Below are 17,055 nucleotides of genomic sequence, written 5' to 3'. Positions count from 1 at the left end.
GATGAAACCTGTTCGCACCTTTACCGTCACCCCGTCGCTGCCGGCCCCGTTGGAGCGCCTGCGCGACCTGGCCTACAACCTGCGTTGGGCCTGGAATCACGATATCATCGAGTTGTTCCGCAGGCTGGACAGCGACCTGTGGGAGACGACGGGCCATAACCCGGTCCTCATGTTGGGGACCATCGATCAGGCCAGGCTCGAGGCCGTCGCGGCCGACGATGGATTCCTGGCCCATCTGGAGCGCGTCTCTCGGGACTTCGACGCCTATCTGACGGGCGAGTCCGCCTGGTTCCGCCGGGTTCATGGCAAGAGCGAGGGACCCTTCGTCGCCTATTTCTCGGCCGAATTCGGTCTGACTGAATGCCTTTCGATCTTCGCCGGCGGGCTGGGGGTGTTGGCCGGCGATCATCTGAAGTCAGCCAGCGACCTGGGGCTCCCTTTGGTGGGGGTCGGGTTGCTCTATCAGCAGGGCTATTTCCGGCAGTATCTCAACGAGGCGGGATGGCAGCAGGAGGACTACGAGGACAACGATTTCTACACGTTACCCCTGGTCCTGGAGCGTCGAGCGAACGGGGCGCCGCTCACCGTAGAGGTCTCCTATCCCGGCCGGCAGGTCATCGCCCAGGTGTGGCGGGCGCAGGTGGGTCGCGTCTCCCTGTACCTGCTGGATACGAACATCCCGGCCAATCGCCCTGGGGATCGGGACATCACCGATCAGCTATACGGTGGCGATCTGGAGATGCGCATCCAGCAGGAGATCATGCTGGGCATCGGCGGCTATCGGGCCCTGGAGGCTTTGGGCCTGGCGCCCGTCGTCTATCACATGAACGAGGGCCATTCCGCCTTCCTGGCGCTGGAGCGGGTGCGCCGTCTGATGGAGACCCAATCGCTTTCGTTTGCCGAGGCGCGAGAGGCGGCCTCGGCTGGCTTGATCTTCACCACCCACACCCCCGTGCCGGCGGGCCAGGACTACTTCCCGCCCGACCTGATGGATCGCTACTTCGGCGATTACGCCCGCAGCCTGGGCCTGTCCCGTCGGGACTTCCTGGCCCTGGGCCGGCAAAACCCCGATCACGACGGTGAACCCTTCTGCATGACCGTGCTGGCCCTGCGCATGGCCGCTTATAGCAATGGGGTCGGTCGGCTGCACGGCCAGGTCAGCCGGCGGATGTGGCGGGGGATCTGGCCGGGGGTGCCCGAGGACGAGGTCCCCATCGGCCACGTGACCAACGGCGTCCATTTCCGATCGTGGATCTCCCATGAGATGGACCAGCTCTACGATCGCTACCTGGGGCCGCGCTGGCGGGAGGAGCCCGCCGACCGGGAGGTCTGGCAGCGGGCCGAGCATATCCCGGCCGAGGAGCTGTGGCGCACCCACGCGCGACGTCGGGAGCGGCTGGTGGCCTTCGCCCGCCGTCGGCTGCGCGCTCAATTGGAGCAGCGCGGCGCCTCCCGGGCGGAGATCGAAGCCGCCGACGAGGTTCTGGATTCCGAGGTGTTGACCATCGGCTTCGCCCGGCGCTTCGCCACGTACAAGCGAGCGACGCTGCTGCTGCGCGATCCGGAGCGGCTGGTGCGCATCCTCAACGATCCCGACCGGCCGGTGCAGATCATCTTCGCCGGCAAGGCGCATCCACGGGACGATGCGGGCAAGGAGCTGATTCGACAGGTGGTGAGCCTGGCCCGGCAGGAGGGGTTCCGGCGACGGATCATCTTCCTGGAGGACTATGACATGGCCGTGGCCCGCTATCTGGTGCAGGGGGCCGACGTGTGGCTCAACACGCCGCGTCGGCCACGAGAGGCCAGCGGCACCAGCGGCATGAAGGCGGCCGCCAACGGCGTGCTCAACCTGAGCACGTTGGATGGTTGGTGGGATGAGGCCTTTCAGCCGGAGGTGGGCTGGGCCATCGGGCGGGGGGAGATGTATGACGATCCCGATTACCAGGATCAGGTGGAGGCCGAGGCGCTCTATGACCTGCTGGAACAGGACGTGGTGCCCACCTTTTACGATCGTGGGGCCGACGGGCTGCCGCGTCGCTGGATCGCTCACATGAAGGCGTCCATCGGCAGCCTGTGCCATTTCTTCAATACCCACCGCATGGTGCGGGAATATGCGGAGCGCTTCTATCTCCCCGCCGCCGATCGCTATCGGCAGCTCACGGAGGAGGAGATGGCCCGGGCCAAGGCGCTGGTGGGCTGGGAAGCCCGGATTCGGGAGAACTGGGCGCAGGTTCGGATCGAGGTGGTCGACGCCGGGCCCGCCACGGAGTTGCAGGTCGGTGACGAGATCCATGCGCGAGCGCGAGTGCGCCTGGGCGCTCTCTCGCTGGACGACGTACAGGTGGAGCTCTATCTGGGGCGGGTGGACGCCGATGGCGAGATCGTGGAGGCGGAGGCGGTGCCGATGCGGCCCGTTGGGCCAGATGGCGACGGGATGTATCTCTTCGAGGTCGGCGCCGTCCCCTGCCGCAAGAGCGGCCAGCACGGATACACGGTGCGGGTGTTGCCCCATCATCCCGATCTGCTCTCGCCGTTCCTGCCGGGCCTCATCGCCTGGGCCGGGGCCGGCGTGCAAACGAGGTAGGGAGGTAGGATGAGCATGCATTCTCAGCCAACCCGGGTGGCCATCGTGGGCGCCGGCCATGTGGGCGCCACCTTCGCCTACGCGCTGCTGCTCAGTGGCCTGGCGACGGAGATCGTGTTAATTGACATAAATCGTGATCGGGCCGAGGGCGAGGCCATGGACCTGAACCACACGGTCCCCTTCGCCCATCCGACCCGCGTCTGGGCCGGCGACTACGCCGACTGCGCTGGGGCCATTGTGACCGTCATCGCCGCTGGCGCAGCGCAGAAGCCGGGGGAGACCCGCCTGGACCTGGTGAGGAAGAACGCCGCCATCTTCCGGCAGATCGTGCCTCAGGTTGTGCGACACAACCCGGATGGCATCCTGCTCATCGCCACCAATCCGGTGGACGTGCTGACCTACGTCACCTGGAAGCTCTCCGGGTTGCCGGCGCAGCGGGTTCTCGGGTCCGGCACGATCCTGGACACGGCCCGCTTTCGCTACCTCTTGAGCCAGCACTTTGGGGTGGATCCGCGCAGCGTGCACGCCTATATCATCGGAGAGCACGGCGACAGCGAGGTGCCGGTGTGGTCGCTGGCCAACATCGCCGGGATGCGGCTGCCCGCCTTTTGCGCCGCTCACGGGCTGACCTACGACCGGGCGGCCATGGATGAGATCTTCCGTCAGACCCGGGACGCCGCTTATCACATCATCGAGCGCAAGGGAGCGACCTACTACGCCGTGGCGGCGGGGCTGATGCGGATCGTGGAGGCCATCCTGCGGGATCAGAGCACAGTGCTCTCGGTCTCCAGCCTCATTGAGGACTACTACGGCATTCGGGACGTCTGCTTCAGCCTGCCCACGGTCGTGGATCGGGGCGGCGTGGAGCAGGTGTTGCGACTGGATCTGGCGCCGGAGGAGATCGAGGGACTGCGCCGGTCCGCTCGGGTGCTGAAGACGACCCTGGATCAATTGGACCTGGAGGGACTATGAAGCGGATTGCCGTGTTGACCAGCGGGGGCGACGCCCCCGGCATGAACGCCGCCATCCGGGCCGTGGTGCGCAGCGGCCTGGCGAAGGGATGGGAGGTCTTCGGCGTCCGTCGCGGCTATGCCGGCCTCATCGCCGGCAATTTCGTGCCCCTGGGCGCTCGAGACGTGGGCGGCATCATCCAGCAGGGGGGCACGGTGTTGGGCAGCGCTCGCTGTCCGGAGTTCAAAACCGAGGATGGGCGGCTGAAAGCGCTGCGGGAGCTTCATCAGCGCGATGTGGAGGCCCTGGTGGTGATCGGCGGCAACGGGTCGCAGGCGGGCGCCCACGCGCTGTCCCAGATGGGCTTCCCGGTGATCGGCGTGGCCTCCACCATCGACAACGATCTCTACGGATCGGAGATCACCATTGGGGTGGATACCGCCCTCGACGTCGCCCTGGAGGCCATCGATCGGCTGAAGGTGACCGCCTCGTCCCACCAGCGGGCCTTTCTCGTGGAGGTCATGGGGCGCGATTGCGGCTATCTGGCCCTGATGGCCGGCATCGCCGGCGGGGCCGAGGCGATCGTGATCCCGGAGGTGGAGACGGATCCCGAGGCCGTGGCCGCCGAGCTACGCGCCGCCTACGAGCGGGGCAAGACCCACGCCCTGGTGGTGGTCGCCGAGGGGGCTCGGTACAACGTGGAGGGCGTTGTTTCGGCGGGAGGGTCGGAACAGCCTCTGAGCGGGGCCGAGGGATTGGCCCGTTACTTTCAGGTACACCGCGAGCGGCTGGGCTTTGAGCTGCGGGTGACCACCCTGGGGCATGTGCAGCGTGGCGGGGCGCCCGGCGCCTTCGACCGGCTGCTGGCCACCCGGCTGGGGGCGGCTGCAACGGAGCATCTGGCTCAGGGCGAGCACGGGGTGCTGATGGGCCTGCTCAAGGGTGAGGTCTCCGCCACCCCGCTGGCCGAGGTGGTTGCCAATGAGAAGCCGCTGGACTTGCGTCTGCTGGAGCTGGCACAGGTGCTGGCGAAATAAGCAAAGGCGGCTATGAAAGCCGCTTATGGGGTTGTGAAGGAGTGTATCGAAGCAAGACATACATGATCGTGTGGGAGGTGGGGCGCGGTATATCTGGATTTTCGATGAGTGTTAGCAAAGGATGAGACATGTCTTTCCGCAATTCCTCAGATGAGGCGGAGTTCGAGCAGCTCGAGCGCTATCGGGCGAACTTCTCCCGATGGTTTTCGAGACGTAGCGGGATTTTCTATGCGGGGATCATCGCCATCGCGTTGATCCTCTGGCTGGCCACAGGGATTTACCAGGTGCAGCCAGGCGAGGAGGGTGTCGTTCGCACCCTCGGCCGGTACACGGGGACCACCAGCTCCGGCCTTCACTACCGTCTGCCCTGGCCGATCCAGACGGTGACGGTGGTGGACGTCGAGAGCATACGCCGGATGGAGGTGGGGTTCCGGACCACGGCCAGCGGGGACAAACGGGAGGAACTGAGCGAAGCGCTGATGCTGACCGAGGATGAGAACATCGTCCAGGTGGAGCTCCTGGTTCAGTATCGTGTCGGTGATGTGCGTGCCTTCGTCTTCAACGTCCAGGAGCCCGAGCGGGTCCTTCGCACCACCACCGAGGTGGCCCTGCGCAGCGCTGTGGGGCAGATGACCATCGATGCGGTCATCACGGAGGAGCGGGCCCGGGTCCAGGAGGAGACGCGTACTTTCCTGGCTCGGCTCTTAAAAGAATATGGCACGGGCATCCTGGTGACGGATGTCCGCCTCCAGGTGGCCGATCCTCCCGCGGAGGTGCGTGACGCCTTCCAGGAGGTGGTGCGCGCCCGGGCCGACAGGGAGCGCCTGATCAACGAGTCACAGGCTTACCAGAATGACGTGGTCCCCCGGGCCCGGGGTGAGAAGCAGAAACTGATCGAGGAGGCTGCGGCTTTCAAGGAGAAGCAGGTGCTACAGGCCACCGGCGATGCCGAGCGTTTCCTGTCAATTCTCAAGGAATATCGCCTGGCCCCGGAGGTCACGCGGGAGCGAATGCACATCGAGGCCCTGGAGACCGTTCTGGCCAGGGTGGAGTTGATCTTGTTGGACACGGGCACCAGTGGCAGCCCGGTCCTGCCCTTCCTGCCCTTGAGGGACCTGACCGGCCCGAATACGGGCCTGGGAGAGGAGTAAATATCGTGAATACGCGCATCCTTCGTGGCCTGAGCGTGCTTCTGATCCTTGTGGTGATCCTTGCCAGCCAGACCGTCTTCATCGTGGATGAGACCAAGCAGGCCATCGTTCTCCAGTTCGGTGATCCTATCCGCACCATACAGGACCCTGGCCTGGCTACGAAGCTACCCTTCATTCAGAACGTGATCTACTTTGAGAGACGCGTCCTCTCCAGCGACGCGCCGCCCCAGGAGTACCTGACCACGGACAAGAAGCGGCTGGTGGTGGACCACGTGACCCGATGGCGGATCACCAATCCTCTCCTCTTCTACAAGACGGTCAGCACGGAGGCGCGGGCCCGGGCCCGCCTGGACGATATCGTCTTCTCCGAGCTGCGGCGGGAGCTGGCCACGGTCGATTTCGTCGACGTCATCTCCCAGGAGCGGGAGAATATCATGGAAAGTGTAGCTCGCTCCTCGGCGGAGAACGCCAGGGAGTTCGGCATCGAGCTCGTGGATGTCCGCATTCAGCGGGCTGATCTGCCGGAGGTGGTGCAGCAGAGCGTCTTCAATCGGATGCGGGCGGAGCGTCAGCGAGAATCCTCCCTGTTCCGGGCGGAGGGCGAGGAGCAGGCGGCGATCATTCGCGCCCAAGCCGATCGCAATGAGACGGTTATCCTGGCCGAGGGCTATCGGGAGGCCCAGCGCCTTCGCGGTGAGGGGGAGGCCATAGCGATCAGCATCTATGCCCAGGCCCTGGAGCAGGACCCGGAGTTCTACGCCTTCCTGCGGCGGTTGCAGGCTTACGAGACCACCCTCAAGGCCGGGGATACCGTCGTCATCCCCGCCAATTCCGACTTTTTCCGTTATCTGACCAACGCCCGACTGGGGACGGCCAGCGAGGCGGGCACGGCCGGCGAGGGCCCATGAGCGAGAATTCGTACGCCGGGCGCCCTTGCACCTGAAAAGAGGAAGTAGAGGGAAGGCCTCCTTTTCTTGCCTTTTACCTGCCCGGTTGGGGCCTGAGCCGGCGGCTTTGGGCCCCACAGGGCAGGTAGAAGGCCGAGAGGAAAGCCCTTCTTCTGCCTTCGACCTGCCTGGCCCCGGCCTGGGTCCTTCGGGAAGGGCCGAGAAAGGTAGGTGCAGACAGGAAAAGCGAGGTTTCCGTGGAGGGGAGGACCCCTCCACACCACCCCCTGTGGAGCTGGTGGTTGAGGGAGATCCCTTGGACACCTTGCTGGTAAGTTTTCAGACACGCTTAGAGTGTGTCTGAGAAAGGCCATTGCTTCTGCCGTGGGGAGGCCCGGAGGGGCGGAGCCCCTCCGGAAAAAGCCCTTCTTTTGCCCTCGACCTGCCTGGCCTCGGCCTGGGCCCTTCGGGAAGGGCCGAGAAAGGCAGGTGCAGGCAGGAAAAGCGAGGTTCCCGTGGAGGGGAGATCCGCTCCACGCCACTCCCTGTGGAGCTGGTGGTTGAGGGAGACCCCTTAGACACCCTGCTGGTAAATTTTCAGACACGCTTTGAGATCTGACAAGGAGCAAAAGCAATGACGAACAAGAAAATACGCGTGGCCGTCAACGGCTACGGGGTCATCGGCAAGCGGGTGGCCGATGCCGTTCGAGCGCAACCCGACATGGAGCTCGTTGGCGTGGGCGATGTCGTCAGCGACTATCGGGTGAAGGCCGCCGTCGTCCTCGGCCTGCCCGTCTACGCCTCACTGCCGGAAAAGGTGGACGAGATGAAGGCGGCCGGCATCCCGGTGGTGGGCACGCTGGATGATCTGCTGGCCCAGGCGGATGTGGTGGTGGATTGCACGCCCAAGGGGATCGGCGCCAGGAACCTGGAGCGCTATCGGGCCGCCGGCGTGAAGGCCATCTACCAGGGCGGCGAGAAGCACGAGCTTACCGGTCATTCCTTCGTGGCCCAGGCGAATTACGAGACGGCCCTGGGCCGGGACGCGACGCGCGTCGTCTCATGCAACACGACCAGCACCGTGCGCACGCTGATCGCGCTGCGTGACGCTGGTCTGCTGAAGAAGGCCCGGGGGGTGCTGGTGCGCCGCGCCACCGATCCCTGGGAGTCGGATCATAGCGGCATCATGAACACCGTGGTGCCCGAGCCTCACATCCCCAGTCATCAGGGGCCGGATGCTCAGACGGTGGCGCCAGACCTGGACGTGGTCACCATCGCGGCCAAGGCGGCTCACACCCAGACCCACAACCACTATTGGGTGGTGGAGCTGACCCGTTCGGCCAGCCGTGAGGAGGTGCTGGAGGCGTTTCGCGCCGCGCCGCGCATCGCCTTCATCCGCATGAGCGACGGCATCGTGGCGCTCAACAGCACCATCGAGCTGATGAAGGACCTGGGCCGCCCCCGGGGGGACATGTGGGAGGTCGCCCTGTGGGAGGATGTGCTGACGGTAAACGGGAACGAGGCGTACTACACGTATCAGGTCTACAACGAGGCCATCGTTATCCCCGAGAATATCGACGCCATCCGTGCCCTGATGGGCACGGTGCGGGACGGGCGGGAGTCCATCCGCATCACGGACGAGGCCTTGGGCCTCCGACGTGATTTTCTGGCTCGGTGAGGATCGTGGCTATAGAAGATGGGATGTGGAGATGCTCACAGGCGCATTGATCACGATTCGAGAGGGGGTTGAGGCGTTCTTGATCGTCGGCATCCTCCTCGGCTATCTGACCCGAATGGGCCAGGAGGGGCTCAAACGATACGTCTGGGTTGGTGCGCTGAGTGCCCTGGCGCTCAGCGTCCTGCTGGCTCTGGCCTTCCAGGCCCTGGCCCTGCAATTCGAGGGGACCGGTGCCGAGGTCTTCGAGGTGAGCGTGGCGCTGGCGGCCGTTGGGGTGCTGACGTGGATGGTGTTGTGGATGCAGCGCCAGGCGCGCACGATCCGCGGCGAGTTGGAGCAGAAGGTAGCGGCGGCCATCTCCCGCAATCAGGCGTACGTCCTGGCGGGGCTGGCCTTCATCTCCGTGCTCCGGGAGGGCGTGGAGACGGCGCTGTTCCTGAGCGCGCTGCTCTTCACCGCCGGACAGCGGAATCTGCTGTTGGGCGCCCTGCTGGGGTTGCCGATCGCCCTCGTGATCGTCTACCTCGTCTTCCACACCACGGTACGGCTTGATCTGCGCGCCTTCTTCGTGGTGACGGGGGTGTTGCTCATCTTCATCGCTGCCGGGCTGGTAGGGCATAGCGTGGAGGGGCTGCAAGAGTTGGGGGTGCTGCCCGGTTTCGAGGAGCCTCTCTGGGATACGAGTGGGATCATCAGTGGGGATAGCCTGGTGGGGCGTCTGTTGCACGCCTTTATCGGCTACGAGGCCCGGCCTACGCTCTGGCAGGCGCTGGCTTACGGGCTATATCTGGCCGTTTTCGGGGCGACCTTCCTGCGGGGAATGAAGCCCGGTCCGGCCAGGAGCCGGGCGGAAGCGTAATGTCATTGAGGAGGAGATCATCATGAAAGAGGCCGTGATTTGCGTTCATGGCATGCTGTGCGTGGGAGACGGACGGGGGGTGGAGAAGCGGTTGCTTCAACATCCCGGCATTCACCACGTGGACGCCAACTACCTGAATTGCACCGCCACGGTGCACTACGACGAGTCGGTCATCAGCCTGGACGAGATCAAGGCGCTGGTGGGCGAGTGCGGCTTTCACTGCACAGGTGAATCGCTGCCGGAACACATCTGCAACCCCGGGGATCCCGGGGCGGCCACGATGTCGATGGAGCACGCGGCCCATGCCGGCCACGTCATGCCGACGGCTCCCACCGCTCCGCCGGCGGAACATGCCGACCACGCCGAGCACGCGGCGGCGCCCGCGATGGACGAGCACGCGGGACATGAGATGGGCGGGGAGGAGACGGCCATGGCTCATGAGATGGGCCACGGCCCGGGCATGAGCATGGAGGGCATGGTGCGGGACATGCGCAACCGCTTCTTCGTGGCCTTCCTCCTGACCATCCCCGTCTTCCTGTACTCGCCGCTCTTCTATCGGCTTTTCAACTTCGAGCTGCCCACGCCTTTGGGGGTGAACCCCGACTTCATCGCCTTCCTGTTGGCAACGCCGGTGGTGCTCTACGGCGGGTGGCCCTTCTTCGTCGGCGCCTATCGTGCGCTCAAGAACGGCGTGCTCAATATGGCCGTGCTGGTCAGCATCAGTGTGCTGGCGGGCTACATCTTCAGCCTGGCCGGCACCTTCGTATTTAAAGGCGAGGTGTTCTACGAGGCGGCGGCCATGCTGGTCACCTTTGTCCTCTTCGGACACTGGATGGAGATGCGAGCCCGCAGCGGCACCGGTCAGGCCATCCAGAAGCTGCTCACTTTGGCGCCGCCCATGGCCCGGGTGGAGCGGGATGGACAGGAGGTGGAGATCCCCACCAGCGAGGTTCGGGTGGGCGATGTGGTGGTGATCCGCCCCGGCGACAAGGTGCCCGTGGACGGCGTCGTGCTCGAGGGCGAGTCCGATGTGGATGAGAGCATGATCACCGGCGAGAGCGTGCCGGTCAAGAAGCGGCCAGGCGATGAGGTGATCGGGGCGACCATCAACAAGACGGGTAGCTTCAAGTTCCGGGCCACCCGGGTGGGGGCCGATACCGCCCTGGCGCAGATCGTCAAGCTGGTGCAGAGCGCCCAGAACAGCAAGGCGCCGGCTCAGCGCCTGGCCGACCGGGCTGCCCATTACCTGGTGTTGGTGGCCGTCTTCGGCGGCCTGCTCACCTTCGTCATCTGGTATTTCCTCATCGGGGAGTCGCTGTTGTTCGCGATGACCCTGGCCATCACCGTGGTGGTCATCACCTGCCCGGATGCGCTGGGCCTGGCCACGCCCACCGCCGTCATGGTCGGCACCGGGCTGGGTGCTCAGCATGGCATCCTCTACAAGAACGCCACGGCGTTGGAACAGCCGGCCAAGCTGAATGCCATCATCTTCGACAAGACCGGGACGCTGACCAAGGGGGAGCCGGAGGTGGTGGACGTGGTGCCTTCCGATAACCCCGTCGATGAGGATGAGCTGTTGCGTTTGGTCGCCTCGGCCGAGCAGGGAAGCGAGCATCTGCTGGCCCAGGCCATCGTGCGGGCGGCCCGGGAGCGGGGGCTCGAGCTGAGCCCCGCCGAGGAGTTTGAGGCCATCCCCGGCCACGGGATGCGGGCTGTCGTGGATGGGCATGAGGTGCTGATCGGCAACCGTAAGCTGATGGCGGACCACGATGTCTCCTTCGATCGTCTGGGGGCGCAGGCTCAGGAGCTGGAGGGCGGCGGGAGGACGGTGGTGTACATCGCTGTGGACGGCCAGCCGGCTGGCCTCATCGCCATCGCCGACGCGGTGCGCCCCAGCGCTCGGGAAGCCGTCGCCGCCCTGCGAAGTATGGGCATTCAAGTCGCCATGCTCACCGGGGATAACCGGGGCACGGCGGAGCGGGTGGCGAAGGAGCTGGGCATCGAGACGGTCTTCGCCGAGGTGTTGCCGGATCAGAAGCAGGACAAGGTGAAGGAACTCCAGGATCAGGGCAAGTTCGTCGCCATGGTGGGGGATGGTATCAACGACGCACCGGCCCTGGCCCAGGCGGATGTGGGCATCGCCATCGGCGCCGGCACGGATGTGGCCGTGGAGACGGCGGACGTCGTGCTCATGAAGAGCGACCCCTTTGATGTCCTCAAGATGCTCAAGATCTCCCGGGCCACGGTGCGTAAGATGAAGGAGAACCTGGCCTGGGCGGTAGCCTATAACATGCTGGCCATCCCCATCGCGGCGGGTGTGCTGTATCCCTTCCTGAAGATCACCTTGCGGCCCGAGATCGGCGCTATCGCCATGAGCGGCAGCTCGATCATCGTGGCGGTTAACGCCCTGTTGCTGAAGCGGTTAGAGTTGGAGGAGGAGCGCGTGTCGTCGCTCTCCTGAGGGGGATCCTTCTGAGGCGGGTAGGTGCTTTTGCCTACCGCCGGGTGGGTGATTTGGCGCTGTTATGGCCCTGGCGAACGTGATACACTGACAAATGAGGGGGTTCGGGCCGTGTTCGCCTGGGTTGGATGGCGAGCCGAGGGCCCGCCCCATCCTGTTGGAGACCCCGGGACGTCTGCAGGCCGGATGAAGAAGAGGCGCTGGGCGCCGGCTGGGGGAAAGAAGTGATGTATGGACCGCCCGATCATCCACACGCAGCATCTGCAGAAGGTGTACAGGACGCGAGGGAAGGCGGACATTCAGGCCGTACGTGACCTGACCCTCAGCGTGATGCCGGGCGAGATCTTCGGCCTGGTGGGGCCGGATGGCGCTGGCAAGACGACGACGATCCAGATGCTGTGCGGCATCCTGACCCCGACGGCCGGATCGGCGACGGTGGCGGGTGTGGACGTGGTGAACGACGCCGACGCCCTGGGTGGGAAGATCGGCTACATGTCGGAGGGCTTCTCCCTCTACGGCTCGCTTTCCGTTGAGGAGAACATCGACTTCTTTGCCCAGTTGTATCAGGTGCCGTCGGATGTGGCCGCCGGGCGTAAGGAGAAGCTGTTGCATTTCGCCCGGCTGGAGGAGGCGCGGCACCGTCGTGCGGAGCATCTGTCCGGCGGCATGAAGAAGAAGTTGGCGCTGGCCTGCACGCTCATCCACCAGCCCCAAGTGCTCTTCCTGGACGAGCCCACCACCGGCGTGGATCCGGTCTCTCGCCAGGATTTCTGGAGGATCCTGTACGAGTTCCTGGCCGAGGGGATCACCATCTTCGTCACCACCCCCTACATGGACGAGGCGGAGCGCTGCCACCGGGTGGCGCTGATGCGGCGCGGCGAGATCATCGCCAGCGACACGCCCACCGCGCTCAAGAGGATGATCCGGGGGGTGGCCGTGGATGTTATCGCCCGACCGCAGATCCAGGCCGTGGCTCGCCTGCGGGAGATGCCCGGCGTGACCCAGGTCCAGGTGTTCGGCGAGCGGCTGCATCTGCTGCTGCGCGATGGACGCGAGCTGGCGGACGAACTGCCCACGCGACTGGCGGCGTCTGGCGTGACCGTGCTGGACGTGACGACCACGTTGCCCAGTCTGGAGGATGTCTTCATCGCGGCCATCGAGGATCTGCGCGTAGCCGACGAGGCGAGCCGGCCGTTGGCACCATTGCCTGAGACGACGGACGAAGGACGACAGACGATGGACGAATCGTCCGTCGTCCGTCCATCGTCTGTCGCCAACGAGAACGGGCGAGGCGAGTCACTGGCCGTCCGGGCGGAGAATCTCACGAAGCGCTTCGACGGTTTCACGGCCGTGGATCACGTGAGCTTCGACGTGCGTCGGGGCGAGATCTTCGGCTTCCTGGGTCCTAACGGGTCCGGAAAGACCACCACCATCCGCATGCTGTGCGGGTTGCTGCCCCCCACGGAGGGCACGGCTGCGGTGGCCGGCTTCGACATCGCCCGGCAGCGTGTGGCCATGAAGCCGCACATCGGCTATATGTCACAGAAGTTCTCCCTGTACAACGATCTGACGGTGGAGGAGAACATCCGCTTCTATGGCGATGTATATGATCTTCCGCCCGCTCGCTTCGCCGATCGCAAGAAGTGGGTGTTGGAGATGGCGGGCCTGGTCGGCAAGGAGCACTTGCTGACCAAGGACCTCTCTGGCGGTTGGAAGCAGCGTCTGGCTCTGGGCTGCGCCATCCTCCATGAGCCGGACGTCCTCTTTCTGGACGAGCCGACCAGCGGCGTGGACCCGGTCTCCCGACGCGAGTTCTGGGATCTGATCTTCGCCCTTTCCGCACAGGGGGTGACCGTCTTCGTCACGACGCATTACATGGACGAGGCCGAACACTGCCATAGTCTGGGATTGCTCTACCGGGGCCGACTGATCGCCCAGGGCAGCCCGGCGCAGTTGCGCGCCGATATGAAGCTGGGCTCCCTCATCGAGGTCCCGGTGCGGGATCCGCTGGCCGCCCTGGGGCCGCTGGAGGGCCTGCCGGAGATCATTCAGACGGGGGTCTTCGGCGATAAGTTACACATCCTGATATGGGAGGCGGAGGCGGGACAGCGGGCCGTCGAGCGGGCGCTGGCGTCTCACGACCTGATGACCGGGCCGATTCGACAGGTGCCCATCTCTTTGGAGGACCTGTTCATGCTCTTCATCGGAATGGAGGAGGCGGGGCGGAGGGCAAGAGCGATATAGAGGTTCGTGATGTCATCGCAGGACGGGAATTTGCCCCGTGTAGTTGGTAATGATCGCTCCCAGACGGGTGATCAGCTCTGCCAGCGGGGCCAGGTCCTGGGCGTCCCCCGCCCATATGGTAACGGTTTTGCTCTGGCCATCCGATTGCAGGGTGAAGGTGTATTGTACCTCATCCGGCATCCCTGGCCGATCCGAGGAGGAAAGATGGGCCAGATTGGCCTGGTCGATGAGGGTCCACAGATCGCTGTTCTCTTGCTCCGTCAGGGTGAAGGGGCCGTAGTTTGTCACCTCATCACGTACCTGATGGGTGATGACGAGTCGGCCTGTGGCGTCGAGCGTCACCGTCCAGGCGCCAAAGCCCTGCGGGTGGTAGGCGCCTCCGCTGGAGAACGTGAAGCTCTTCGGCGCGGGGGATGACATGATGGGAGTGGCTGGCGCGCAGGCTGCAAGCAGGAGGCTCAGAAGCGTCAACAGGTGGGTATTGAAGATGCGGAACATGGTCACACCTCTCGTGGATAGGCGCGGCGGTTCATTTCCGTTTTCTTATCCGATTATATCTCAGCCAACATCTGTTGACCAGATTACCCTTGGAAGTGATAAGCATTTTGGTTTGCCTCTGGAGGGATGATTGGGGGCTGTTGTGGCTTCAGCGGATGTGGGACGCGGGTAGTCTCCCTCATGGGGGTTGCCGGGGCCGGGGCTGGGGCGGGCGATTCATGAATCGCCTAAGGGGAGGTGCGGAGGGAATGCCCCTCCGCAGAAAGAATCCTTTTCCCGCCTTTTCCCTGCCTGGTTGGGGCTTCGGCCGGTGGCCTCCGGTCTCAGACACACTCTGATGATGGAAGGGGCCAGCCGGGGGCAATAACGTAGCGCGCTGTGGCGAATCAGATGGTGGGAAGCCAGGTGGAAAGCCGATGAGCGGCGTCGTGTCCATTCTTAAAAAGGAATTCCGGGAGATCTGGCGTGATCCCTATACCTTGGGCATCGCCATCTTCCTGCCGTTGGTGTTGCTTCTCCTGTTCGCCTATGCGCTGAACCTGGACGTGAAGGACATCCCGATGGGCGTGGTGGATCTGGATAGGAGCCCCGAGAGCCGCCTGTATATCCAGGTGTTCGTGAACACCGGCAGCTTCGATCTGAAGTATTATCCCGCCACCCCGGACGAGGCCAAACGTCTGCTCGACCGGGGGAAGGCCCAGGTGGTCGTGCTGATCCCACCGAACTTCTCTCGCACGCTGGCGGGCGGCGGGACGGCCGTGGTGCAGACGCTGGTGGATGGCACCTTCCCCACATCGGCCCGGGTGGTGCAGGGCTATGTGGACGCCATCAATGACGCCTTCACGGCCCGGCTGCTGGCCGAACACTTCGCCTCGCTGGGCCCTGGTGAGAGCCTGGTGGCCCCTGCGGTGATGGCGGTGCCCCAGATCCGCTACAATCCGGCTCTGAAGAGCGCCAACTTCATCGTGCCCGGCCTGATCGGCGTGATCCTGATGTCCTTTCCGCCCTTGCTCTCGGCCCTGGCGATCGTGCGTGAGAAGGAGCGCGGCTCCATCCAGCAGATCTTCGTCTCCCCGCTGCGGCCCTGGGCGTTCATCGTGGGCAAGCTGATCCCCTACATGATCATCGCCTTCGGCGAGCTGGTGCTCATCCTGTTGACGGCCCGCTATTGGTTCCGAGTGCCTATGGCCGGGAGCGTCTGGCTCTTCCTGCTGGCCTCGGTGCCCTATGTGATCGGCACCGTGAGCATCGGCCTGTTGGTCAGCACGCTGACCCGCAGCCAGCTGGCCGCCATGCTGCTGGCTCTTGTGCTCACCTTCATGCCCTCCTTCCTGTTCTCCGGCTTCATGTTCCCGATCTTCACCATGCCGACGCTGCTTCAGATCTACTCCTACTTCTTCCCGGCCCGCTACTTCACCGAGATCACGTACGGCGTGTTCCTCAAGGGCGTTGGGTTGGAGGTCTGGCTGACTCAGCTGGCCATCCTGGCGCTCTACACCGTGGCATTGGTGACCCTGGCCTCGTTGCGCTTCAAGAAGAAGGTGGGGTGAGATGAACCGTCGCCTGATCGGCCTCATGCGCAAGGAGTTCATCCAGTTCTTCCGGGATAAGGCGCTGGTGCTCCTCATCCTCTACACGTTTGTGGAGATCGCCATCTGCGGCTGGGCGCTGACGCTGGAGGTGCGGAACATGCCCATCGCGGTGTACGACGGCGATCGCTCGGCGGAGAGCCGGGCGCTGGTGGACGCCTTCGCCCGGCTGGATAATTTCCGCCTGGTGGCCCAGGTGGACAGGCCTGGGGATCTCGATCGCCTGATGGACGAGGGGCAGGTGCAGTTCGCACTGGTCATTCCCCCCGATTTCAGCCGCGACCTACAGGCGGGGAGGACGGCGCAGGTGCAGTTGTTGCTGGATGGCTCCAACAGCAGCATTGCCGGGCAGGCCATGGCGGTCACCGCGGGCCTGTTGCGGGACTACAACGAGCGGATCATCCTGGCCCGGGTGGAGCGCGTGGGGCAGGGCGGCCATGGCTTTCTGCCACGGGTGAGGAACCAGATCCGGATCTGGTACATGCCGCAGCTCAAGTATGTGCACTTCATCATGCTGACCATGCTGGCCATCTCCGTGTTGTTGTTAGGGGTCCTCGTCCCGGCGGCTGCCATCGTACGTGAGAAGGAGGCCGGCACCTTTGAACAGTTGATGATCACGCCCATCACCGGGGTCGAGCTCATCGCGGCCAAGATCTTGCCCATGATCCTGCTCAAGCTGGTGGGGCTGACCATCGGGGTGGCCATGTCCATGTGGCTCTTCGGCGTGCCGTTGCGAGGCAGCCTGTGGCTCTTCTATGGCATCTCCGTTCTCATGTTTCTGAGCAGCAGCGGCATCGGCGTGTTGATGGGGACCATCGCACAGAACATGCAGCAGACGTTGCTGCTGGCCTTCTTTATCCTCTTCCCGCTGGCGTTCCTCTCCGGGACCATGGTGCCCATCAGCAACATGCCACGGGCGATGCAATGGCTGACGTATCTCAGCCCGCTGCGCTACTACGTGGAGGCCATGCTGGGGATCTTTCTCAAAGGAATCGGGCTGGAGATCCTCTGGCCCCAAGCTCTGGCGCTGGCGATTTACGGGCTGGCGCTGTTGGGGGTCAGCACGCTGCGTTTCCGGCGCAGTTTGGCGTGAAGTTGATCGAGCTATGTGGCGGC

The 17,055-nt window shown here is 64.5% G+C and carries 12 protein-coding genes; 11 read left to right on the top strand and 1 reads right to left on the bottom strand.

Annotated elements, in window-relative coordinates; genetic code table 11:
- Position 1 precedes the first annotated feature (1 nt).
- The 9 genes from GXP39_01320 (at position 2) to GXP39_01280 (ending at position 13,852) form a co-directional block, all read left to right on the top strand.
- Entirely contained in the window at positions 2-2,584 is a 2,583-nt protein-coding gene (locus tag GXP39_01320; GenBank protein ID NOZ26679.1) for a glycosyltransferase family 1 protein, read from the top strand.
- A gap of 9 nt (positions 2,585-2,593) precedes the next feature.
- Positions 2,594-3,556, top strand: a complete 963-nt coding sequence (locus tag GXP39_01315) for an L-lactate dehydrogenase (protein ID NOZ26678.1) — start codon at positions 2,594-2,596, stop codon at positions 3,554-3,556.
- Positions 3,553-4,572 carry a 6-phosphofructokinase gene (locus GXP39_01310; GenBank protein NOZ26677.1) on the top strand — a complete coding sequence of 340 codons (1,020 nt, stop codon included), beginning with the start codon at positions 3,553-3,555 and terminating at the stop codon, positions 4,570-4,572. The genes GXP39_01315 and GXP39_01310 overlap by 4 nt, the downstream gene beginning before the upstream one ends.
- A 128-nt stretch (positions 4,573-4,700) precedes the next feature.
- A complete protein-coding gene (gene hflK / locus GXP39_01305; protein ID NOZ26676.1) occupies positions 4,701-5,723 on the top strand; it encodes an FtsH protease activity modulator HflK in 1,023 nt (340 codons plus the stop codon).
- Positions 5,724-5,740: 17 nt separating this feature from the next.
- A complete protein-coding gene (hflC, locus tag GXP39_01300; protein ID NOZ26675.1) occupies positions 5,741-6,631 on the top strand; it encodes a protease modulator HflC in 891 nt (296 codons plus the stop codon).
- Positions 6,632-7,244: 613 nt separating this feature from the next.
- Positions 7,245-8,288, top strand: coding sequence for a type II glyceraldehyde-3-phosphate dehydrogenase (locus GXP39_01295; GenBank protein ID NOZ26674.1), 1,044 nt, complete (start codon positions 7,245-7,247; stop codon positions 8,286-8,288).
- 31 nt (positions 8,289-8,319) lie between these two features.
- The gene (locus GXP39_01290; GenBank protein NOZ26673.1) at positions 8,320-9,147 is read left to right on the top strand and encodes an iron permease; all 828 of its coding nucleotides are present in this window, start codon (positions 8,320-8,322) and stop codon (positions 9,145-9,147) included.
- A 22-nt stretch (positions 9,148-9,169) separates the two neighbouring features.
- Positions 9,170-11,608 (top strand): copper-translocating P-type ATPase, encoded by a 2,439-nt coding sequence (locus GXP39_01285; protein ID NOZ26672.1) that lies wholly within the window; start codon positions 9,170-9,172, stop codon positions 11,606-11,608.
- A 231-nt stretch (positions 11,609-11,839) separates the two neighbouring features.
- Entirely contained in the window at positions 11,840-13,852 is a 2,013-nt protein-coding gene (locus GXP39_01280) for an ABC transporter ATP-binding protein (GenBank protein NOZ26671.1), read from the top strand.
- Positions 13,853-13,864: 12 nt separating this feature from the next.
- Here the strand turns inward: GXP39_01280 and GXP39_01275 are convergent, their stop codons facing one another.
- Complete coding sequence (locus GXP39_01275) at positions 13,865-14,350, bottom strand: hypothetical protein (GenBank protein ID NOZ26670.1); 486 nt, start codon at positions 14,348-14,350, stop codon at positions 13,865-13,867.
- 416 nt (positions 14,351-14,766) lie between these two features.
- On the opposite strand from GXP39_01275, the gene GXP39_01270 reads away from it, so the two are divergent.
- On the top strand, positions 14,767-15,900 hold the full coding sequence (locus GXP39_01270; protein ID NOZ26669.1) for an ABC transporter permease: 1,134 nt from the start codon (positions 14,767-14,769) through the stop codon (positions 15,898-15,900).
- Position 15,901: 1 nt separating this feature from the next.
- Positions 15,902-17,032 (top strand): ABC transporter permease, encoded by a 1,131-nt coding sequence (locus GXP39_01265; protein NOZ26668.1) that lies wholly within the window; start codon positions 15,902-15,904, stop codon positions 17,030-17,032.
- Positions 17,033-17,055: the final 23 nt, after the last annotated feature.

It is taken from the genome of Chloroflexota bacterium (assembly GCA_013152435.1).
Classification (GTDB): Bacteria; Chloroflexota; Anaerolineae; order DUEN01; family DUEN01; genus DUEN01.
This window is presented reverse-complemented; position numbering and strand designations above follow the sequence as displayed.